The following is a 21,796-nucleotide window of genomic DNA, read 5'->3' on the forward strand; positions in this document are numbered from 1 at the left end:
TTTTACAGTGATATTTATAATAAGAATGAGGAATTTGAACCAACAACTATACATTAATAATAAGCTCCCCAAGATCAACCATATTTTGCTGTTTTTGGCTCTCCCACTACTCTACAGCTGTAGTAATCAATGGGTGGATAAGGTGAATCAGCACGATCAACTTCAAGGTCAGGACCTGGCCAGCTCTGAAGTGGTGGTGGCTCTCAGGCCCGAATATGAAAAGAGCAGTGTCCATGAGATCTTTTTCGGAGGCGAATACAGAGACGTGTGGGCTCAACCTGTGAAAATTAAGACTATTGATATTTTTAATGAAGGCTATACCGTCCGTAAGGTAAGCGGTGGCAGGCAGTCATTTAACCTGCAGCTTTATGACCAGGATAGTAATCAATTTGTCCTTCGGTCTATCGATAAAATGCCCACCAAGGTGTTTTCGCCATCTCTGGCGCATTCTTTTGTAGGTGTAGCACTGAAAGACCAGGTTTCTTCGGGGCATCCTTATGCCACCCTCACGCTGCCTATTTTGTCTGATGCCCTTGGGGTGTATCATACTAACCCCAAAGTGGTGCTCATTAAACCGCATCCTGATCTCCACCAATACTCAGAAAACTTTCCAGGCATGGTGGCCACGCTTGAACATAGGCCGGATGAAGATCAATCGGAATTTGATCATCTGGGTAATTCAAAGAATGTGGTGGGCAGTCAAAACATGTTGAATGAGTTGTTACGGGACAATGATTCGGAAGTCAATACTCAGCATTTTCTGAAATCGCGCTTGTTTGACATGCTCATTGGAGATTGGAGCAGGCATGAAAGCAACTGGCGTTGGGCATCTTATGAAAAAGATAAAGGTGAGCTATACAAAGCCATACCCAGAGACCGGGATCACGCTTATTACTATATGGACGGCGTTTTTCCCAAAGCCATCAGAGCCATTGCCAAGCCACATTTTCGCTCTTTTGATGAAGATCTGCCCAACTTGAAACAGCTTAACCACAGCGGCTATAAGCTGGATATGCTTTTGCTTTCCGGTTTGGATGCTGAAGACTGGGTGAGCATGTCTAACACCATTAAGAATGAATTGACTGATGAAATAATAGACTCAGCCATGAAAGCCATGCCGCCTGAGATATATGCCATCAATGGCCCCACCATAGCTAAGAAACTAAAGAACAGAAGGGATCAGTTGCCCAAGGAAATAATAGATTACTACCGCTATCTGATGAAAGAACCCACTGTGTATGGTACCGATAAGCACGAACATTTTGAAATAAAAGTAGTGAATAATGGCGATGTGAATGTTAAGATTTACAAGTCAAAAAAAGATGGTGAGTTGCGCGATTTACTGTATGATAAAACTTTCAAACGCAATGAAACCAAAAGGCTCAAACTGGTTGGCCTGGCGGGGAATGATAGTTTTCATTTCTTAGGTGATGAACGCACGCCGATCAATATTACAGTCTATGGTGGCGCTGATGAAGACGCATACATAAACGAATTGGATGAATATAAAGGAAGGCTCATAGTTGTGGATACCCATGATGGCAGTGACTTTAGTGTCAATAAGGGTATAAAGGTGAAAGAAACAGAAAACCCTGAAGTAGAATACTTCGATGCCAACGGAGCTTTGATTAAGTATTACATATGGGATTAGGTTTTCTGTGATCAATGGAATTTTAATTAATGTTTAAAAAATGAAGAGATCACTCGTTTATTTCAGTTCTATGGTGCTGTTGGTCCTTTTCTTCACATCCGGTGGTGATTTGCTAGCACAGGGAAAAGGGAAAGGAAAGAATAAGCAAAAGAAAAACCAGAAGGAATATGTAAAGGATTACAAAACGGAATACAAGGGTAAAAGTAAGCAAAATGGTCCACCGCCGTGGGCTCCTGCGCATGGTTATAGAGCCAAAACCAGGTATGTTTATTTTAAAGATCATGATGTTTACTATGATCACGAGCGTGGCGTATATATTTCGCTTTCTGGTAAAGGATGGAAAGTAGAAGCCAAACTTCCAGATGTGCTTCAAAAAATAGACCTGAATACCACCGCCAGAATTGATCTTGATTTTGATGGGTTAGACCCTCAAAGACTGCATAAAGAACATATGAAATTGTATCCGAAAGGATAAGGTGTCAAGAACCTAAAAAAGCCAACAGCATTTTATGTTGTTGGCTTTTTTTATGGTTGAGGTTTTGGTTTATTCCTTTCTTAAAAATACCATCGGATTAATCCTGGCCACTTTTAGGGTCTGCCACCCTACGATGAGCCATGCTACAAGAATAGCAGAGAGACCCGAGGCTGCGAAGAACCACCATTCCAGGTCTATGCGGTAGGCGAAATCGCTGAGCCAGTGTTTGGTGATCAGGTAGCTGATGGGGAGCGCCACGACATTAGCCAGCAGAATGATTTTTGTGAATTCACCAGAAATTAGGCGGACAATGCTTAACACGCTGGATCCTAATATTTTACGAATGCCTATTTCCTTCATTCTTCTTTCGGCGTTGAAAGCGGATAAGCCCAATAATCCCAGGCAGGAAATAAGACATGCCAGGGCGGCGAAGTATTTTGTGAGTGTGGAGACGCGTTGTTCTGAAACATATAGCTTTTGAAAGTTATCGTCTAAAAAGTGATACTCGAACGGTAAATCTGGGTTCTGAGATTTGTAAAATTTACTCAGGCGCTCTAAGGTGCTGTGCTCTTGGCCAGATTGGATTTTTAGTATAAGAATGCGGGCGTGGTCACTGTTCAGTACGAAAAAAGCGGGCTTAATGCTTTCGTGGAAAGACTCCAGATGGAAATCTTTGGTGATGCCTATGATTTCGCATTCTTTATCAAACAGGCCAATTTTCTTTCCTATGGGATCTTCCAAGCCCATCATTTCAATGGCTCTTTCATTAAAAATGATCTTATCAGACTCATTTCCAAAGGTTCTTGAAAAACTGCGTCCTTCTTTTAGTGGAATATTAAGCGTTTCTATGAGGTCATAATTGCCTTCAATCATTTCAAAAGAGATGTCATTTGTTTTTGCCGGCCATCTCAGATTGTCCGTGCTCATGTACTTGCCTGTCATGATATGTGTGGTACTAGACGCATTCAACACTCCGCCAACATTTTTTAGTTCAGCTAAGAAGGTGTCTAAATTTTTGGCAGATGCTCCCTCATTATTGATGTAAATGACATTGTCTTTTTCAAAACCAATATTGGCCGTTTGTATGAATGAAGTTTGCTTATACACCACCAGCACGGCTATGATGAGGATGATGGAGGTGGCAAACTGAAAAGTGACCAACCCTTTACGGGCCCAAAAGTCAATAATTGAGGTTTTAAACTGCCCTTTTAATATTTTACCAGGACTGAAACGTGAGAGGTACAATGCAGGATAGCTACCTGCCAAAAGCCCTGTAACCAGTGCAATGCTGAATATAATGATGATGAGTTCGGTATTGAAATGAAGCTGTATGGCTTTACCAGCCATGCTGTTGAACCCAGGCAGAAGATAAGTGACAAGGGCTATGGCCATAATGAGTGACATGAAAGCGAGTAAGGAGGATTCAATCAGGTACTGAAAAATCAGTGTTGACCTATGGGCACCCACTACTTTTTTCACACCTACTTCTTTAGCACGTCTGGATGCGTTGGCGGTGGTAAGGTTTGTGAAATTAATGCAGGCAATAAAAAGAATTAATATGGCGATACTCGAAAAAAGCTTTACATAGGCTATTCTTCCGCCATTCAGCTGGCCATTTTCATAGTTGCCATAGAGGTAGCGATCAGCATATGACCTGACGAATAGGGATGCCTCTATCTCCTGATCTTTAGATTGTAGAAAGTCGGAAATTTTAGCATTGAAACGGCTCACATCGGTACCTTTTGCTAACAATAGATAAGTATCTGGGCCACTAGCCGCCCATCTTCCGTTAAAGCGAGGGATAAACTCATAGAGCTTTTCTATCGGGAGCACAAAATCAAATTGCTGGGTAGAGTTTTTAGGCACATTCTTGCAAATGCCTGTAATGGTACTTACTCCGCTGAATTCCAGTACTTTCCACTCCAGGGTTTTGCCAATTATATTTTCAGTAGTATTAAATATCTGTCTGGCCAGGTCTTCGGAAATTACTACCTCGTTCTTATTGAGAAACAGTTGATTAGCATCTCCCTGAGTCAGGTCAAAGGAAAACATCTGAAAAAAGCCTATACCTGCAAACTGACCTTTGGCTTTCACTGGCTCTTCTCCTTTTTCTGAAAGGGCAAAATCAGGAAACCAGGTAGCGGACATCACCGTTACGGCTTGCTCTACTTCAGGCATTTCTGTTGCCAGGGCGTTTGCTAAAAGTCCGGGCGTCCATTCTACCGTGGTTATGCCGGCACCGCTGCTTTTATTTTGCATCACCTGATACAGCTGTTGATCATTTTTATGAAACTTATCTATGCTGAGCTCATCATTGACCCATAAATAGATAATAAGCACACAAGTGAGCCCTGAACAAAGGCCAAGTAGATTGATAAGAAAAGAACTGGAGTGCTTTCGGAAATTTCGGAATGCGATTAATAAGGCGTGTTGTAACATGTTTATAGGATTTGAGTTGTTTGACTTCACTTTTTTAAGTGCAAAAGGCCTAAGAAATTTAAGAGCATGCCATGCATACAGTCGGTTGGCTTTCCTCTGTCCGTATTCCTCTATCCAAAACCCATAATATTCCAGTAAGTCGCCCTCTATTTCTTCCAGCAGCTCAGGCTTGCACCACATGCGTAATGGTGTGTTCATCCATTTGGGAGGAGTAATCATGTGGCCAGCGCATTTGGTGGCAACTGACTCCATAGCTGTGACCTTACCTGCTGTATCTCTGTGAGGATTCTACTGCCCGAGGTAGTGACCTTAAAATAGCGCTTACGACGCCCTCCCCTTTCTGCGGTAGCCCCTCCCAAGTGAGAATCCACATAGCCTTTTTCGGCCAGTCGATTAAGCGTAGCATGTATAGCGCTAATACTCAGCTTCCTGCCCAGCTCCCGCCCCAGATATAGCCCGATGGCCACACCATAGGCTTCCTCCTGTAGCACGGCAACAGTGAGCAACACCACCTCTTCCAGTTCTCCAATGTAGGTCTTACGCATGGTTGATTTTATTTATTCATATTATGTAGAACAAATAGTTTGCCAATGGTGAAAATGATGATTAGAGCCTTGTGTGCAGATTTGGTCTGGCTTAGAAGTGTTCGATTTTGAAGGTAGATGTACTTTGGTGGACGGTTTTGGTTGATTCAGGTTAAACTTTTACCTCCTGGAAATTGTCTGAATCATGATTTTCAGGAATTAAAGATGTTAGGATTTGAGTTGTAATTCGGATTAAATACTTTCTTAAATTGTCTAAACCTTGATTTCTCATTATTTACCTGATTGCTTGATTTTTTTGTTATTGTGTACCCGTTTAAATTGAAGAGATTTTGAACCGAAGTTGATTAATAAGCCAATTTCCAGATCATACGCCTCGAGGTAGTTCATGGCTTGTGCCAGGTGCACATCTTCTAAATTAATAACCGCCTTAATTTCCAGCATGACAGATTCTTCTATAAAAAAGTCTACACGTCTGGTGCCTATCGCTTCGCCTTTGTATTGAATTTCCATTTCATGCTCACGACTAAAATTCAATCCGCGACTTGCCAATTCAATGGCCAAAGCACGCTGATAAATCACCTCTTGAAATCCATTACCTAATTCTCCATGAACTTCCATGCAGGCTCCTATTATTTTGTGAGTTAACTCCTCATGTTCCATACTTTATACACTTAATCAAGTCATCCTAAAATTCAGTAAATCATGGTTAAGACACGTTCCATGCGGCAAATACCTAATCATGTAATCCTTTAATCTTTTAATCATGGTTTAGACTTATTTGCTCAGCCATTTCAAATCCGTTTTCATAATTTAATTATTTTCTGTTGTCTAAACCTTGATTTCTCATGATTTACCTGATTGCTTGATTTTTTTGTTATTGTGTACCCGTTTAAATTTGTTTCCAATTGAGTAGCACGTTGTATCTGATCAATGTTGGAGATAATTCCAGATGCTCCCTTTAGCGGTGCTTTTTAAGTAAAGCGAAGACTCGGTATGTGGCAAACCAAACAATAAATCCATCCCCACCACACAAAATCCCAGAGAAATTAATTACTTAGCGGTCTAATTATTCGATATGTATTTATTATTTCCAGGGCGTCATCATTTAATGACGAGTTTTCAGTTTCGTTATCTTCAGAATCTTATCCAAAGTGGGCTTCATCAGGCGCAGGATGTGGATGGTGAGGTCATAGACCAGCGTTATAAGATTGACGGGGTGATATTTGCAGTTACGTCGGCTAATCATAGTGGTACCAAGCGCAATCCTATCCCCTTTTATCTGCGCGCTATGATGATTCAGGAGTTTTGCAAAGAACTGGAGGTGCCCTGTTATGTTTATGGTATTGATGATGTGGGGCAGCTGCCTAACTTCGCGACTTACACCGTAAAACAAGTGAAGCATCAGAGTGACTTGCAACTGAACCTGACGCCTGAAAACACCTTTGTAATCTGTTCTACGCCGGTTTTGCAGATGTATCAATCTTTGGGCTTTTCCATATTACCGGCAGAGTTGAAAGACGTGGCCAAGCAGGAATTTAGCACTGACTTGCCTTGGGACATAGTAGAGCAAATAGTGGCGGCAGATCAATGGCAGGATGATGCCAAGCTCATGGATAAGGTGCATCCGGCCACTCAGCATATCTGGCACACTTACCAGCTGGGGGAAAAGGTTAATAACATCCTCTCCGACCCCATTATAGGTGAAGATGGAGATATCACAGAGTCTAGAGATTATAACACCTATGTGAGGCAGATGGATGAGATAGCGGAGATCAAGTTTAAGGATACCAGCCCTTATATTCTCCCAGGACGTATCGGTGATATTGGTTGTGCAGTGGGCTCCTGGATCAAGCAGGCCAGTGAAGACTCCCGTTTACGTGAGTCAGATTTTTATGGTATTGAGGTGGCTCGCCAGCTGTTTGATATTTGTAATCAGCGAAAGCACAATGGTGAGTTTAGTAACCCCAATGTATTCTTTGCCCAGAAAAATGCCGTTACCTCGCTGGTGTTTGAAAAAGAGGCCATGAATACCATTCACACTTCTTCATTAACGCATGAGATAGAATCATACGGAAGTAGAAAAGATCTGTTAACCTTTATAGCCAATAGATATGACGAGCTGGTTTCAGGTGGTGTCTGGATAAATAGAGATGTGATTGGCCCTGAAAACGGTGAGCAGGAAGTATACATGTGGCTGAATAAGGAAGATGGTAAAAATGATTGCTACGACCAGCAGTTTGATGACCATCAGCAGTTGGTGGCCTACCTGGATGGCCTTTCTACGTATTCCAGGTTCTTACGCTTCGCCCAGGATTTTAGAAAGACCGAGGATGATGCCATTGTGTATTCCTTAAAAGAACTAGGTGACAAGTCTTTTGTTGTAATGAAATTAAAAGATGCGGCTGAATTTATGCTTACCAAGGATTATACTGACAACTGGTATAGCGAAATGCATGAGCGCTTTTGCTTCTGGAGTATTACTGACTGGGAAGAACAGTTGTTGAAAGCTGGTTTTCAGTTAGTGGAAAGTTCACACGCTTATACCAACCCATGGATTGCAGAGAATAGTTTGAAGGAAAAGTGAAACTTTATAGTGAGGAGATGAAAGAATTGCCCTTCCCTCCTACGAATGCCTTGCTAATAGCACGTAAAGTGTGATTTTAATTTGTGTGACTCTTACATAAATTACTACCTTTACTGCTATGGCACTTATTCAGGATATCAAAGTAGCGGTAGACGCAGTGGTTTTTGGTTACACCTCAGCGGAAGGTCTTTCCATTTTATTGATCAAAAGAAACGATGAGACCTACCAGGGCTCTTGGGCTTTGCCGGGTGGTTTGGTTAAAAATGATGAGTCCCTTGAGGAAGCCGTAGCCCGAGAGTTAAACGAAGAAACTGGTGTATCTATTAATTATCTGGAGCAGCTCTACACCTTTGGTACGCCAGCCAGAGATCCGCGAAACCGAGTGGTGTCCGTGGCCTATTACGGACTAGTGCAACCCGATGTTTTCGAGCTAGATGCTAATACTGATGCCAGTGATGCGGCCTGGTTCAATGTAAAAGCCCTCCCCGATCTGGCTTTTGACCACGATCAGATAATACAGGTGGCCATCAAGAGGCTGCAAGGTAAAATCATTTATGAACCCATTGGTTTTGAACTTCTTGATAAGAAATTTCCTTTCTCCGAGCTTGAAAAGCTTTATAAAACGGTCCTCGATCGTCCGCTAGACCGAAGAAACTTTAAGAAAAAGATTATGAAGTTTGGTTTTATTGAAGAAACCACTGAAAAGCAACAATTAGAAGGTGCTGGCCGTCCTGGCTATTTATACCAATTTGATCAGGAAAAATACTTCCAACTTAAAAAAGACGGTATTAATTTTGAAATTTAATTTATTGATAATCAATTGGTGGTGGTATAGTTAAAGCTATTTGCGTAAATTTAACATAAATTATTTTGTGTAATTCAAACGCATATTTATATTTGTGTAACAATAACGCAAATAATTATGGCTACAGCAGTTATCATCGCCAGATTTCAGACCCCTTATTTACATGAAGGACATATTGAGCTGATCAATCATGTGAAAACCATTCACTCGAAGGTGGTCATAGTGCTGGGAGTAGCTCCCATTACTGGTAGTAGAAAGAATCCTTTTGATTATTATGCTCGTGAGAAAATGATAAAGTCAGCCTACCCTGAGGTGGTGGTGCTGCCATTGTCTGATCATTCTAGTGATGTGAGTTGGTCTTCGCAGTTGGACGCACTGTTAAGAACCACCTTCCCTACTGAGTCATTCATTCTGTATGGCAGTAGAGATAGCTTTATTCCTTATTATCATGGCCACCTCACCACTCAGGAACTTCCTGAATATGGTGATTATAATGCCACTGAGCTAAGAAAGCTATATGCAGATCAGGTCAGTGATAGTCGGGATTTTAGAGCCGGTATTTTATATGCATATCATCATCAATATCCAAAGGTTTATCCTACTGTAGACATAGCAGTGTTCAGAAATGACAGGTCAGAAATATTGTTGGCTAAAAAGGAAGCTACGGCCCAATGGCGACTGCCAGGCGGCTTTACTGATCCTACTGATAACAGCTATGAAGAGGCAGCCAATCGTGAGTTAAAAGAAGAATGTGGTGGCCTTGAAATTGGTTCATTAACCTATGAAACTTCTCAGAAGATCAATGACTGGCGCTATCGAAATGAAGTGGATCAGATCATCACCACCCTGTATAGCTGTGATTATATGGCAGGCACCCCTACTCCACAAGATGATATTCAGCATCTGCGCTGGTTTCAGGTAGATGAACTTATGCAAATGATTGAAAAACAAGACATTACCGAGGAACACAGCGCTATGCTTCAGCTCCTCGCTCATAAATACACAAAAAGTTTAACCCTAAATTAAACAGTTATGAAAACGAATAATTTAATACTACTCGCTGATGCCTACAAGTATTCTCACCATAAGCTGTACTACCCAGGCACTACCAAGATTTATAGTTACCTGGAGAGCAGAGGTGGCAAGTTTGATAGCACTGTTTTTTACGGGCTGCAATATTTCCTCAAAGAATATCTGGAAGGCTTTGCCTTTACCCAGGAAGATCTTGATGAGGCAGAACCCTTCTTACAGCAGGTGTTTGGAAGAGATGATGTGTTCGATAAAAGTAAGTTTCAATACATTTTGGATAAATACCATGGCAAATTACCGGTGAAGATCAAGGCAGTACCGGAAGGAACTGTGGTGCCAGTGAAAAATGTGCTGATGACTATAGAAAACACTGATCCTAACTGTTTCTGGCTTACCAATTTTCTGGAGACTTTGCTCATGCAGGTTTGGTATCCTAGCACGGTGGCTACCATTAGTAGAGAAGTAAAAAAGGTAGTAACTCATTACTTTGAAGAGACTGCTACTGATGGTGCTGAAGCAGGAATTGAGTTTGTACTCAACGATTTTGGATTCAGAGGTGTAAGCAGTGTAGAGAGTGCCGGCCTGGGCGGAAGTGCTCACCTGGTAAACTTTCAGGGAAGTGATACCATTGCAGGTTCTGTGCTTGCCCGGAAGTATTATAACACCGATCAGGTATATGGTAAAAGCGTGCCGGCTACTGAGCATAGTATCTGTACTTTGCTCGGTGAGCAGGGTGAACTGGATATGTTTAAGCATGTGCTGAAGACCTTCCCTACTGGCATAGTTGCCTGTGTATCAGATAGCTATAATATCTTTAAAGCTTGTGAGCAATACTGGGGTGAAGACCTAAAAACTGAAGTGCTGAGCCGCGAAGGTGTGTTAGTAATTCGTCCTGATAGCGGTGATCCTGTGATGACACTGTTGAGAATATTTGAGATTCTCTTTGCTAAATTCGGATTTACCACCAATGATAAAGGCTATAAGGTACTCCCTCCACAAGTGAGAGTAATTCAGGGAGACGGTGTAAACTATGATGCCATCAAACAGATGTATCAGGCCTTAAAGGACAACGGCATCAGTGCCGAAAATCTGGTACTGGGCATGGGAGGAGCGCTTTTACAGAAACTGGATAGAGATACACAAAAATTTGCATTGAAATGTAGCTATGCGCAGGTTAACGGTCAAGACGTGGTGGTGCAGAAAAGCCCTACAGAAATGGATACCATCGGAAATATTACCGGCAGCTTCAAGAAAAGTAAAGGTGGCAGATTGAAGCTGGTGAAGCTGCAGGGAGAACCGACCACTGTTCTGGAAAGTGACTGCCCTGAGTTGGAAGATGTGATGATAACAGTATTTGAAAATGGTGAAATGGTGAATGAATGCACTTTCGAACAAGTACGAGAAAACGCAAAAGTACTATTTAAACAACCAGTATTATGATTACTAGAGCTATAGCGCGTGCTTTTGAACATGCAAAGCGTAAAAACTGGGATAAGACCTTTTGGGCCTTTGATATTCATGAGACCATTATAAAGCCGAACTGGTCTACAGAAGAAATCCCAACTGAGTTTTACCCACAGGCTAAAGAAGCACTACAGCTGATCAGTAAGCGCAAGGATATCAGTAGGATACTGTATACCTGCTCGCATCCTCATGAGGTGCAGAAGTATTTAGACTTCTTTGAGGAAAATGGCATTCACTTCGATCATGTCAATGGCAACCCGGAGGTGCAAAGCAAAAAGTACGGGTACTATGAAGACAAGCCCTACTTCAACGTGCTATTTGAAGATAAGGCCGGCTTTGATCCTTATCATGATTGGAAGGAAGTGATTGATTTGGTTAAATGATGGAAAAATAGGTTGTCTTAGTTTAATTGGGATAGGGTGAATATGGTGGTGAGATACGCTTTAATATTAGCTAGGAGCTAAAATTTCTTATAGTATCCATCACCTCTTCCCCATCATCAGTAATAGACAACAGCAAATGCTGATACTTTCCTTCTTTCATCATAGATGCCAATAGAGGATACACAGGTCTGTCATTGGTCCAATAATCTTCATTCAAAAAGATCATGGGGCTGGCATAGCCAAAGCTGAGGTAGTGGTTTTGGGTCGCCTCTTGAAATATTTCCTGGATGGTGCCTGCACTTCCTGGAGCGAATACTATTCCACCTTTAGCAATGGTGAGTAATCCATCTTCTCTTACGCTATTCGCAAAGTATTTGGCTATTTTGGAGGCAAATGGCGTAGGTGGTTCATGTCCGTAAAGCCAGGTTGGGATACCCAGACTTTCATAGTCATTTTGAGGGTATTGTTCTATCAATTCAAAGGCCTTGTCTAACCATAATTCATCTTTATAAGATGGCGCCTCGGAGAGTTTTTCTATGAACACTTTTACTAAGCTTTCATCTCTACCGGCTAGCCAGGCACCAGCATGTGTGGCCTCCATGGCACCAGGTCCACCTCCAGAAACCATCAAATAGCCCTCTTCTGTCAGTTGCTTACTGATTCGAACTATCTTCTCATAGCTTTCTGCATTTCTAGAGAGGTTGTGCCCTCCCATAATGGCCACCACCTTCTTCTCGTCCCACTTGCTGATAAATTCTTCAAGACTATCCGTTATGGAGTGATCATGCAGCCTCCTGGCTAAAGTTTCGTATATGCTATCGGCGATCTTCCCTGTGCTTAAGAAGTGATTATATACTTGATTGTCAAGTGATAATGAATAACTTTCAGGTTGGCCTAAGGTGTAATTATTAAGCAGCGAATGCCTATCATAAAGCTGACCAGGAAAGCAGTTATATGGCAACCCTGGTAAGGTGGGGATGATAATGTTATTAATGCTCAACCTCTCAATTAGAGGCTCATGCATAATACAGCCTAAAAACACATTATCACTAAAAGTATAATCATAAATATTTTCAGGTAGACTAAGGTTTATATTTTGAAAAACGCATTTAGATATGTGATTCTTTCCTTCCAGTAGCTGTTCAAACTTCTCTTTAGAATCAATTTCGGTGTATGACATTTGCTTTTAATAAATGAGACTTCAAATCTAAGAAAATTGGACCTTTAATTCTCTGACCTTTTTAACTTGATGTTTCTTGCTATATATTTAATCGCATTATATTAATATCATTTGTATGTTTGTTCCGTTATGCGCCTATTTGCTTTGTTAGTAACATTTATGTTAGTGATCTTTTCATGTAAAGACCAAACTGATGATAAGAATTTTCAAGAAATAGTTTTAAATGATAGTACAAAGGTTTCTCTGATATTAGGAGATAATAATAAGCTTGTTTGTACAGTAAATGATTCTATTAGCAGTGAATGGCCTTTAAGATACCCTGTTTATCAGTTCCAGTCTGGAACAATCAATGATGATGATGATATAGACATAGCAGTAGGTGTGTATAAAGCTACGAGGTATGATTCTATCAAAAGGAATCGTTTGTTTCTATTTCAGGTGAGAGATGGGGGTATTATTCCACTTTGGCTAGGTTCGTCGGTGGGACATCCTATTATTGATTTTAAAGTGGTTTATGATGATGAAGGTGAATGTTATATCAGAGTTTTAGCTGAAGAGAAGAGTGATAAATATTTGGTAGCGGATTATGAATGGTATGGCTTTGGACTGTCCCTTTCTCATTACCTACAAAGGGAAATAAGCTTTGAAATAGCTAAAAAATATCTGGACTAAATGGTTTGAAAATAATTGATAAATTGGAAATGAAGTTAGTAGATTATAATAAGACTGGCAGAATAACTTTTGGAATCGTTCTATCTCTTATGTTAGCAGCTTGTGGCAGCGACAATAAAAAAGAGCAACAAAATAAAGAAGACTCATTAGTTGTAATTAAAGATGAACCAGCTTCTATAGCACCCGAAATAGAAGAGCAAGAAGGAGAATTTTTGGGCTGGAATTTTGGATCCTATGACTCACTTCGCGAGGCACTACACCCGTTTGATCTAAATCAGAATTTGGATGGGAAAACTGCTCACCAATTACGTATTTTAAGAAATACCATTCCTGCTCGATATGGCTATTTATTTATGAAATCTGATTTGAGAGGCTATTTCTATGACAAACCATGGTACCGCAATTTGATGGAATCAAGATGGTATGGCGACTGTGAAAATAGTGGCCTTCAGCCTGCCCCACCTATTGTATACACAAATGAAGAGATTGCATTTATGGATAGAGTTAAAAAGCGTGAAGCAGAGTTGAGAAATGAAAATTTTCATGAACAAGGTGGCTTGAGATTAGCCAATATTAATAATATTATAAATGGATGGCAATACAAGAGTATTCCTCAAAAACTGATTGATCAATTAGGAAAGAACGGCTTTGCAATTGTTCCTAACAATAACGTGCAGCTATTTCATCTTTACGAAGAGAATGACTATAGTCAAACTCAGAATTTTGTAACTACAGACTTATATCTTCAACTTTTTCATATGCATTTTTCATTTATGCTAAGGCAGTTAGAAGAAGAACAGTTTATACCGATATTAAAAGAGCTTTTATCAGGATTTTTGAATGAATTGGATGAGGAAATGTTCAAAAGTACGGATCAAGAAACTAAGGATGCATTACGTTACAATGCCATTTCATTTTCCATCCCACTTTCTATCTTAGATGAAACTGCCACTATACCTGAAAAATACGAGACAATTATAAATTCAGAATTATCAAAGATAAAAGCTGCTCAAGCTTCAACTTCTGATTTTATACCTGCTTATTCGGATTTTAAATTTCCATATGATCAGTTTAAACCTAGAGGACATTATACCAGAACGGAATCTTTGCAGAAATACTTCAATGCTATGCAATGGCTTCAGTTAGTTCCATATTGTTTAAAGGATCAAAATGACCTCTCTATGGCTGTAACTGCAGCATTTATCTTGGCTAATGGTCATTCTCAAAAATCAGGTAAGTCGCTATTGCAACTTTATGAATCTATACTAACACCCACAACATTTCTTATAGGTCAGCCTGATAACTTATCCATATCAGATATTTGCAATGTGCTAAAGAAAAAACAATTTGATAATCTGACAGAGGTTTTAGAGCCTTCTAACTTGCAATTGATTTCCGAGGATTTAGAGCTTCTGGCTAAGAATAAGAATATCATAAAGCCTAAAGTTGAGAACACTTGCGCAGATAAGATCAATTTTATGCCCGCCCGCTTTGTTTTGGATAATGAGATTTTGCAAACAATGACTCATTTGGCAAAACGCCCTTACCCCAAGGGATTAGATGTATTGGCAGGTTTCGGGAGCGAAGCAGCTGAAAAAATATTGATAGATGAGCTTAAGGAAACCACCCAGTGGTCAGAGTTTCTGCCTCATTTGGATGAAATGAAAGCCAAATACAGCAATTATGATAAATGGGATGAAACGGTCTATGCCAAATGGGTTCAAGGGCTGAATCTCATGCTTGAAAAAGATGATAGGTACCCCTATTTCATGCAAATACCGCAGTGGAACAAGAAAAATCTGAATACTGCTTTAGCCTCCTGGGCTGAATTAAAGCATGATGCTATATTATATACTGAACAAGTAGGTGCTGCCGAATGTGGTGGCGGTGAAGATTGTGAGCCTCCTCCAAATCCCTATGTAGTGGGCTATGTGGAGCCTAATGTGAAATATTGGAAGTCTGCCATTGAATTGCTTGACCTATCAAGCTCAATGCTGGAAGAACATGAGCTATTAAATAATTCAATGAGACATGATTTTAATAGTTTGAGAGAGACCTGTACTTTTCTTCTTACTGTGAGCAGAAAAGAGCTCAGAGGTGAAAAGCTTTCTGAGCAGGAGTATCGGACCATAGAACTCATTGGAAGTTCGGTAGATTATCTCACACGCGGGATATTAAATGTCAACGAATGGAGAGAAGTTACAGGACCTGATAAAGAAATATCTGTAGTGGCGGATATATATACCAATAATCAAGGAGATCAGGCAGGTATTCTGCATGTGGCTGTAGGGTATGCCAATGATATATATGTTTTGGTAGAGATAGAAGGAAGTCTTTACATCACTAAGGGAGCGACATTTAGCTATTATGAGTTTCCAACTCCTCTAGACAAAAGAATGACAGATGAAGAATGGCAGGAGATGCTTAAGAATAAGCAAGTTTACCCAACTCCAAGCTGGATGGATGAAATAATACTCGATTTGAACGAAGATGTTAGGCCACAAACTGTCGAATATATTTACAGTTCAGGATGTTAAAAAAGTTTTACTATCTGCTTTTTATTGGCATCATTGGATGTGATTCGCGAGATGATATGGCGATTGTATTTGGTGGAGATGTAATGCTGGACCGTGGTGTAAAACTTAAAGCTGATCAGCGCGGTATGGATTACTTGCTTAATGATATTAGCCATGTTTTTACTGAAGCCGATTATGGAGTTGTAAATCTTGAGTGTCCTATTGGAACGGAACCCACCCCGTTAACAAAAAAGTATGTCTTTTTGGGTAATCCTGAATCATTAACACCTCTTCGTTCAGCAGGAATTACGCATGCTATAATGGCAAATAATCATGCGTATGATCATGGCAGGCGGGTCATGACAGGAACAGCCAAGCTTTTGTTGGAAAACAATATTATTCCAATCGGATATGGCATATCTCAGCAAGATGCTTGCACTCCGGTTATTTTAGAAAAAGGTGACATTAAAGTGGCTCTTTTTGCATCTGTAACTCTTGGTCTTGAAGCCTGGATGTATCTAGAGGATGAACCAGGAATGTGCCAGTCTACAATTTCTGATTTGGTCAGTAGTATAAAAGTTTACAAAGAAAATAATCCAAATAGTTTGATTATTGTGTCCTTGCACTGGGGTTTAGAATATCAGCGTAGACCCACCTCAATACAGCGTAGAGAAGCGCGGGCTTTAGTGAGTGCTGGTGCAGATGCAATAATAGGTCACCACCCCCATGTGGTTCAGAGCTACGAAAATATTGACGGTCATCCTGTTTTTTATAGTGTAGGCAACCTTCTTTTTGATAATCAAAACCCAATAACCCATGATGGTATCCTGGTAAAGTTGGTTATCAACGCCGATAGAAAAATAAGGCCCGAGATTATTCCCTATCACGCAGAAGATTGTAAGCCCTATATTATGCCTAATCCAGAAAAATCTAAATTTATTATTGAGCTCCAAAAGCGCTCCGAACTTCTATGATAAATTTGAAGCTAATACAAAAAGCCCAGCAACCACACGGCCGCCGGGCTTTCCCCTTCATCAATCATTAACGTTTAGTTACTTTCTATGCGGGTCATGCTGAATGGTCTGATGTCTACTGTTTCTGGGGTGTGGCCTGTGATTAACCCACCTTCCCAGCTGAGGTGCCTGCCTATGAAGCTTTCAGGCTCACCATCGAAATCAATGATTTGGACATAGACCTTGCTCGGATCATTATAATACATCTTGAGTTGCGCAGCCACTGCTGTGGTAGACCCATTTTTTAAGAATGTGCCATCGAGCAAGAGGAATTCATTATTATTACCAGCCTGTTTAGTAAAAGTAAGAACACCCTTTTTGCCGTTGCAGTCCAGTTGCCACATACTAGGGTAATAGGATTGTGTACTGAAAGGTCGAGGTGTCTGTGGTCCGCCGTTCAAATAACTGCCTTTTACTGCGTAGCCGGCATATTCCTGACCGTTTTCTAATTCATAAAAGCCAGCCATGTAGTCATAGTCATCCATGTAAAAAACATGAGGAGTACCTCTTATCACATCCCAGCGTACTAAAGGCTCATCAGGGTCAATGTAAAACTCTAGCTTATTGCCATTTACTGAGCCGTTGACCCGGAAAGGATTGCCTTGCGTGTCATAATAAGTACCAATGCGATAATCTTCATATTGCTCAGGAATTACATTTCTAAGATAGTTGAACTCAAAGGTATAGTCAGACATACCGGGAAGGTGGTAAATGTCTAGCGTTCCTTTCCAGCCATCTAGATTGGTTTTCCACCTGCCTACAAATGGTATTTCCGGCCATGCTTCAGGTGCGGTAGGCCATAGAATATAGGCTGCTTCTACACCGTAATTCTTTACATAATCGTAAGAGATAGTAGTAAAGCCATCCATGTCTGTTCCTGTTAAATAATCAGTTCCCCAGCTGTTCTTTACTATGAAATGATGTTTAGCAGGATCTGGATCTCGCTTATCAAACCCTACAATGAGCATGCTATGGCCAATTATAGCGCAATCTGAGCAAGCTTGCCAAATGTTGTTGTCATCTATAGATTCCGCAGGGTTAGCACCGGCAAAATCCCATACTACTTCATTACCTGCTTTTAGAATTTTTTCTATCTCATCAGTATCTTTTGCATCTGCTAGCTCTTTGTAAGAGCCCACACTGTACCATTTTTCTGTTTTGAGAATGTTCGATGTTAAAATTCTAGGATCAAGATTGAAATCACTATAATCTTTTTGTGTGGCATCTGATCCTTTGTCAATGGCTTGAACCAAGGCAGGGAAATTAGATTCGTAGTAGTTGTTTACATCTACATAGGGCATTACATTCTCTAGAGGCAATTTATAGGCTTTGCCTAGTTCTGCAACTACCCCTACTCCACCACCGCCGCCAGTGGATCCAAGTTGTGTTTCTCTTGCCGTTACTCCTTTGTTTAGATGGTCTTGCCAGATGGGATGTAGATAGAATGACTTTCTTGTGAAATTGATAAATTCTTCTGAAAGATCGAGATCGCCGTAGCCAAACTTCTTGTATGAAGCTTCTAATGCCGCTACTCCGGCGAATACGATACAGGTTGTTCTGCTTCCTTGCCAACGGATGGGGGTTTGCCTGGGCCGCAAATCTACGTATTCGTCGGAAGATTCCACTTCTGGTGGTTCTTCGTAATCATCTCTACATCCAGAAGACATCCATGATGCAAGTAATAAAAATACCGATATGAGTTTTGTGATGTTTTTTTTCATCTCAGCTTAGTTTTAGGTTGAAAAATGTTTTAATAAAACTAGCTAGGATAAGGCCTGTAGCATATTATAAATGTAACAGGTTCTATGAATATTGTAACATATGCTACTTAGTTGATACTATTTACTCAATACTCTATACTCTATTCTATACTCAATACTCAATACTCTTTACTCCCAACTATTTAGCGAACGACACTTTTTACTTAGTGAACGCCAAGGCACTCTGCCATTGACCATATTATCTTGCAGCAGGCTTTTAATCAATCTGTTATGAGATATATTTTTACCGTTTTATTCATCTGTTTTTCTTTTTATTCATCACTGGCTCAGTCTGATTACTATTGGGTGGGCGATGGTGGCAACTGGTCCGACCTGGGGCATTGGGCTACCAGCTCCGGAGGCTCTACTTTTCATACGGAGCCTCCAGGTGAGGAAGACAATGTATATTTTGATGCCTTCTCGTTTTCACTAGAAGATCAGGAGCTATCATTAGATGTGGATGGCTATTGTCTCAATATGGACTGGACAGGAACGGCACATACGCCCTACTTTAAATCTTTAGGTACATCGAATCAGAACCTTTTATATGTATATGGTTCTTTAACTTTCAATAATTCGGTACAAAAAAAGCTGAGTAAGGTAATCCTGAGATCTACAGAGGCCGGAAATGTGATTCATTCAGGAGAAAAGACATTAGGAAGCACTTGTTCAATAGTTTTTGATGGCCCAGGTGAATGGAGTCTGCAGGATTCTTTGGCTGTTGGCTGGATGAGGTTTAATGGATTAGGTACTCTAAATACTAACAACCACCCGGTACACACTAACTTTTTTTTTTAGAATGTAATAGTGCAGGCACACTTAATGCTGGTAGTTCTACTTTCTACCTGGATTTTGGAATTGTCATCATTGAAGAGACGTTCAACTTTAATGAAGGCACATCTACTTTAATTATTACGGAAGGAAACAGGTTTAGAGGTAATGATAATACATTTCACAATGTAATAGTGAAAAACAATGCCACTCTGTTTGTGCAGGGAAACAATACATTTAATGAATTTAAAGCTGAGAAAGGTGTTAATCTAACCCTTGAAAGTGGAAGTGTTCAGACCGTCAATACGCTAGATCTTGTAGGCGGGAAAACCACTCCTGTAGATATTAATGCGAGCACTCCGGGTTCTCAAGCCACCATATCAAAGAGCTCAGGCACTGTAAATGCCAGTTTTCTAATACTTGAGGATATCAACGCTACCGGAGGAGCCACATGCAACGCTCAGAACTCTATAGATAACGGCAATAACTCAGGCTGGAACATCACACCCTATAACGGACTTGATTATTACTGGGTAGGCGGCAATGGTATATGGGATGACGTAAACCATTGGGCCAAAACCAGTGGTGGAAATACCTTTTATACAGAACCTCCGGGTGTTTTAGATAATGTATTTTTTAATAGTGCATCTGGCGGGGCTGGAACCACCGTTACGCTCACAGATGAAAACCTCGCTGCCAACCTGACCTTTTCTAGTTTGGCTACTAATTTCGTGGTTCAAGGTATTGGTAATGAACTTCAGGTGTACGGCGCACTGGTATTGGATGATGCTTTAAATCTTTCTGCACAAGTAAGAATGCAATCTTCTGAAACAGAGTCAGTTACTTTTAATGATGCTCAGAGACTGCTGGGGATTACTTTTGATGGTTCGGGTACTTTCAATCTGACGGATGACATTACAGCAGACAACTTCTTTCTGTATCGCGGCACCTTAAATACCAATAACAAAGTTATAAATGCTCTTTCCAAATTCTTTATAATGCCAGAAACGGAAGATGACAGATCTGATTACATCAGATTTAATGGAGGAACTTCTTCCATTTATACTTCCTATTTTACTACAGATCAGTATTGGATTTATAGTCAAAACATTACTTCAGATGAAGTGGATCTCACGGAAACCACTATTCATTTGTTAGAGAATACTTCTAAATCAATACTTGGAGGTGGTCTGGTATTCAATAATATTATCTTTAGCTCAGGAACCACCAATATTTATGGTAGTATCAATGGCGGTATTGTAGCTCACACAATTACGGTGCTGCCTGGTACGGAATTGAAAATATCTCCTGAAGAAGAAGATGCTGTAATGTTTGAAACGCTTGTTGCTGAAGGCACTGAGAATGATCCTATAGAGTTCAGATCTTTAATTACAGGAGAGCAAGCTTACTTTAAAAGTACTTCAGGAACAGCCTTTGAAGGGATGTATCTTCAGATTCAGGATATGAATGCCTCTGGTGCCACTTTTACTGCTGAAGAAAGTGTTGACTTAGGAAATAACACCGGCTGGAACATATCATCTACTAAGCAGAACCAGACCATTACGTTTCAGAATATTCCGGATAAAACCTTTGGTGATGGCGATTTTGAACTGAATGTAAGTGCCAGTTCAGGTCTGGAGGTACTATTAACCACAGCGAGCCCCAACATAGAAATCAACGGCAAAACCGTGACTATCACAGGTGGAGGTTCAGCCACCATAAGAGCCAGACAATTAGGAAACGATAATTATAATGCCGCGGCTGAAGTATATAAAACCTTTATGGTGAACAAAGCCAGCCAAACCATCAGTTTTGATGAGATAGATGATATGGATATAGAAGAAACCACTACCATAAATTTAAATGCTTCGGCCAGTTCTGACCTGCCAGTTACTTTTTCGGTAGTTGCTGGCCCTGCTTCGGTAGAAGGTAATGCACTCACTATAACCGGAACAGGTAATATTACAGTAAGAGCAACCCAAGCCGGAGATAATGACTACGCTGCTGCAACCTTTGTAGATCATACTTTCGAGGTAACAGGAAATGTCACTGGCATTGATGCGTTAAACACCTCCTTTAAACTATACCCCAACCCTACTCAACATCAGTTTGTGCTGGAGAATGGTGGTCAGGATATCAAAGAGCTTTATTTAGTGAATGCTAATGGAGGCAGAAGGATTATACGCTCTCCTAAAACCAAACACATCACATTTGGAGAGGATCTGGCTGCAGGAATCTGGATACTGGAAGTTCACACTGCACAGGGTATATACCATAGAAAGCTAATTAAACAATAGATTTTACATAGGACCAGATAATAGTTTACATAGTTTATTAAGTTAATGATTAGAGAATGTGTCGGTACTTTTTTGAAGTGCCGGCACTTCTTTTTTTATAGTCCTTCCCTTCTTTTGGCAGATTTGTTTTAATGTTAATCTAAGTTTTTTGAATTTAAGATTTGCAAATCCCAAAAATTAACATTACCATTGTACTGTATTAGTTAAGTAGT

At 40.4% G+C, this 21,796-nt stretch carries 17 protein-coding genes; 12 read left to right on the forward strand and 5 right to left on the reverse strand.

Features of this window, described 5'->3' with window-relative positions:
- Nucleotides 1-34 precede the first annotated feature (34 nt).
- Both LVD16_RS16305 and LVD16_RS16310 read left to right on the forward strand, forming a co-directional pair.
- On the forward strand, nucleotides 35-1,651 hold the full coding sequence (locus LVD16_RS16305; protein ID WP_233769335.1) for a hypothetical protein: 1,617 nt from the start codon (nucleotides 35-37) through the stop codon (nucleotides 1,649-1,651).
- A gap of 40 nt (nucleotides 1,652-1,691) precedes the next feature.
- A complete protein-coding gene (locus tag LVD16_RS16310) occupies nucleotides 1,692-2,126 on the forward strand; it encodes a hypothetical protein (protein ID WP_233769336.1) in 435 nt (144 codons plus the stop codon).
- A gap of 69 nt (nucleotides 2,127-2,195) precedes the next feature.
- Here the strand turns inward: LVD16_RS16310 and LVD16_RS16315 are convergent, their stop codons facing one another.
- From LVD16_RS16315 to LVD16_RS16325, 3 genes are all read right to left on the reverse strand, one after another.
- Nucleotides 2,196-4,784, reverse strand: a complete 2,589-nt coding sequence (locus LVD16_RS16315) for an FtsX-like permease family protein (protein WP_233769337.1) — start codon at nucleotides 4,782-4,784, stop codon at nucleotides 2,196-2,198.
- On the reverse strand, nucleotides 4,781-5,110 hold the full coding sequence (locus tag LVD16_RS16320; RefSeq protein WP_233769338.1) for a PadR family transcriptional regulator: 330 nt from the start codon (nucleotides 5,108-5,110) through the stop codon (nucleotides 4,781-4,783). The genes LVD16_RS16315 and LVD16_RS16320 overlap by 4 nt, the downstream gene beginning before the upstream one ends.
- A 270-nt stretch (nucleotides 5,111-5,380) precedes the next feature.
- Nucleotides 5,381-5,770: a GxxExxY protein gene (locus tag LVD16_RS16325; protein ID WP_233769339.1), complete on the reverse strand. Its 390-nt coding sequence runs from the start codon at nucleotides 5,768-5,770 to the stop codon at nucleotides 5,381-5,383.
- Between the two features lie 415 nt (nucleotides 5,771-6,185).
- Here LVD16_RS16325 and LVD16_RS16330 point away from each other — a divergent pair, with 415 nt between their 5' ends.
- From LVD16_RS16330 to LVD16_RS16350, 5 genes are all read left to right on the forward strand, one after another.
- Nucleotides 6,186-7,694 (forward strand): class I SAM-dependent methyltransferase, encoded by a 1,509-nt coding sequence (locus LVD16_RS16330; protein ID WP_233769340.1) that lies wholly within the window; start codon nucleotides 6,186-6,188, stop codon nucleotides 7,692-7,694.
- A gap of 118 nt (nucleotides 7,695-7,812) precedes the next feature.
- A complete protein-coding gene (locus tag LVD16_RS16335) occupies nucleotides 7,813-8,499 on the forward strand; it encodes an NUDIX hydrolase (protein ID WP_233769341.1) in 687 nt (228 codons plus the stop codon).
- Between the two features lie 117 nt (nucleotides 8,500-8,616).
- Complete coding sequence (locus LVD16_RS16340) at nucleotides 8,617-9,525, forward strand: NUDIX domain-containing protein (RefSeq protein ID WP_233769342.1); 909 nt, start codon at nucleotides 8,617-8,619, stop codon at nucleotides 9,523-9,525.
- A 6-nt stretch (nucleotides 9,526-9,531) separates the two neighbouring features.
- Nucleotides 9,532-10,968, forward strand: coding sequence for a nicotinate phosphoribosyltransferase (locus tag LVD16_RS16345; RefSeq protein WP_233769343.1), 1,437 nt, complete (start codon nucleotides 9,532-9,534; stop codon nucleotides 10,966-10,968).
- Complete coding sequence (locus tag LVD16_RS16350) at nucleotides 10,965-11,375, forward strand: hypothetical protein (RefSeq protein WP_233769344.1); 411 nt, start codon at nucleotides 10,965-10,967, stop codon at nucleotides 11,373-11,375. Before LVD16_RS16345 ends, LVD16_RS16350 begins: the two co-directional genes overlap by 4 nt.
- A 70-nt stretch (nucleotides 11,376-11,445) precedes the next feature.
- Here LVD16_RS16350 and LVD16_RS16355 read toward each other — a convergent pair whose 3' ends face one another.
- A complete protein-coding gene (locus LVD16_RS16355; protein WP_233769345.1) occupies nucleotides 11,446-12,555 on the reverse strand; it encodes an LOG family protein in 1,110 nt (369 codons plus the stop codon).
- A gap of 159 nt (nucleotides 12,556-12,714) precedes the next feature.
- On the opposite strand from LVD16_RS16355, the gene LVD16_RS16360 reads away from it, so the two are divergent.
- From LVD16_RS16360 to LVD16_RS16370, 3 genes are read left to right on the forward strand one after another with little or no spacing between them, the layout of a single operon-like run.
- Complete coding sequence (locus tag LVD16_RS16360) at nucleotides 12,715-13,227, forward strand: hypothetical protein (RefSeq protein WP_233769346.1); 513 nt, start codon at nucleotides 12,715-12,717, stop codon at nucleotides 13,225-13,227.
- Between the two features lie 29 nt (nucleotides 13,228-13,256).
- Nucleotides 13,257-15,764, forward strand: a complete 2,508-nt coding sequence (locus LVD16_RS16365; RefSeq protein ID WP_233769347.1) for a DUF3160 domain-containing protein — start codon at nucleotides 13,257-13,259, stop codon at nucleotides 15,762-15,764.
- Nucleotides 15,758-16,717, forward strand: a complete 960-nt coding sequence (locus tag LVD16_RS16370; RefSeq protein ID WP_233769348.1) for a CapA family protein — start codon at nucleotides 15,758-15,760, stop codon at nucleotides 16,715-16,717. Before LVD16_RS16365 ends, LVD16_RS16370 begins: the two co-directional genes overlap by 7 nt.
- A 74-nt stretch (nucleotides 16,718-16,791) precedes the next feature.
- On the opposite strand, the gene LVD16_RS16375 is transcribed toward LVD16_RS16370, so the two are convergent.
- Complete coding sequence (locus tag LVD16_RS16375) at nucleotides 16,792-18,477, reverse strand: C1 family peptidase (protein ID WP_233769349.1); 1,686 nt, start codon at nucleotides 18,475-18,477, stop codon at nucleotides 16,792-16,794.
- Between the two features lie 270 nt (nucleotides 18,478-18,747).
- Here LVD16_RS16375 and LVD16_RS16380 point away from each other — a divergent pair, with 270 nt between their 5' ends.
- Both LVD16_RS16380 and LVD16_RS16385 read left to right on the forward strand, forming a co-directional pair.
- On the forward strand, nucleotides 18,748-19,314 hold the full coding sequence (locus LVD16_RS16380) for a hypothetical protein (RefSeq protein WP_233769350.1): 567 nt from the start codon (nucleotides 18,748-18,750) through the stop codon (nucleotides 19,312-19,314).
- A 167-nt stretch (nucleotides 19,315-19,481) separates the two neighbouring features.
- Entirely contained in the window at nucleotides 19,482-21,584 is a 2,103-nt protein-coding gene (locus tag LVD16_RS16385; protein WP_233769351.1) for a T9SS type A sorting domain-containing protein, read from the forward strand.
- Nucleotides 21,585-21,796 lie beyond the last annotated feature (212 nt).

The organism is Fulvivirga ligni (assembly GCF_021389935.1).
Classification (GTDB): Bacteria; Bacteroidota; Bacteroidia; order Cytophagales; family Cyclobacteriaceae; genus Fulvivirga; species Fulvivirga ligni.

Coding starts and splice junctions, on each gene's coding strand:
- LVD16_RS16310 (WP_233769336.1), top strand. CDS start 1,692: ATGAAGAGATCACTCGTTTATTTCAGTTCTATGGTGCTGTTGGTCCTT.
- LVD16_RS16315 (WP_233769337.1), bottom strand. CDS start 4,784: ATGATTACTCCTCCCAAATGGATGAACACACCATTACGCATGTGGTGC.
- LVD16_RS16320 (WP_233769338.1), bottom strand. CDS start 5,110: ATGCGTAAGACCTACATTGGAGAACTGGAAGAGGTGGTGTTGCTCACT.
- LVD16_RS16325 (WP_233769339.1), bottom strand. CDS start 5,770: ATGGAACATGAGGAGTTAACTCACAAAATAATAGGAGCCTGCATGGAA.
- LVD16_RS16330 (WP_233769340.1), top strand. CDS start 6,186: ATGTATTTATTATTTCCAGGGCGTCATCATTTAATGACGAGTTTTCAG.
- LVD16_RS16335 (WP_233769341.1), top strand. CDS start 7,813: ATGGCACTTATTCAGGATATCAAAGTAGCGGTAGACGCAGTGGTTTTT.
- LVD16_RS16340 (WP_233769342.1), top strand. CDS start 8,617: ATGGCTACAGCAGTTATCATCGCCAGATTTCAGACCCCTTATTTACAT.
- LVD16_RS16345 (WP_233769343.1), top strand. CDS start 9,532: ATGAAAACGAATAATTTAATACTACTCGCTGATGCCTACAAGTATTCT.
- LVD16_RS16350 (WP_233769344.1), top strand. CDS start 10,965: ATGATTACTAGAGCTATAGCGCGTGCTTTTGAACATGCAAAGCGTAAA.
- LVD16_RS16355 (WP_233769345.1), bottom strand. CDS start 12,555: ATGTCATACACCGAAATTGATTCTAAAGAGAAGTTTGAACAGCTACTG.
- LVD16_RS16360 (WP_233769346.1), top strand. CDS start 12,715: ATGTTAGTGATCTTTTCATGTAAAGACCAAACTGATGATAAGAATTTT.
- LVD16_RS16365 (WP_233769347.1), top strand. CDS start 13,257: ATGAAGTTAGTAGATTATAATAAGACTGGCAGAATAACTTTTGGAATC.
- LVD16_RS16370 (WP_233769348.1), top strand. CDS start 15,758: ATGTTAAAAAAGTTTTACTATCTGCTTTTTATTGGCATCATTGGATGT.
- LVD16_RS16375 (WP_233769349.1), bottom strand. CDS start 18,477: ATGAAAAAAAACATCACAAAACTCATATCGGTATTTTTATTACTTGCA.
- LVD16_RS16380 (WP_233769350.1), top strand. CDS start 18,748: ATGAGATATATTTTTACCGTTTTATTCATCTGTTTTTCTTTTTATTCA.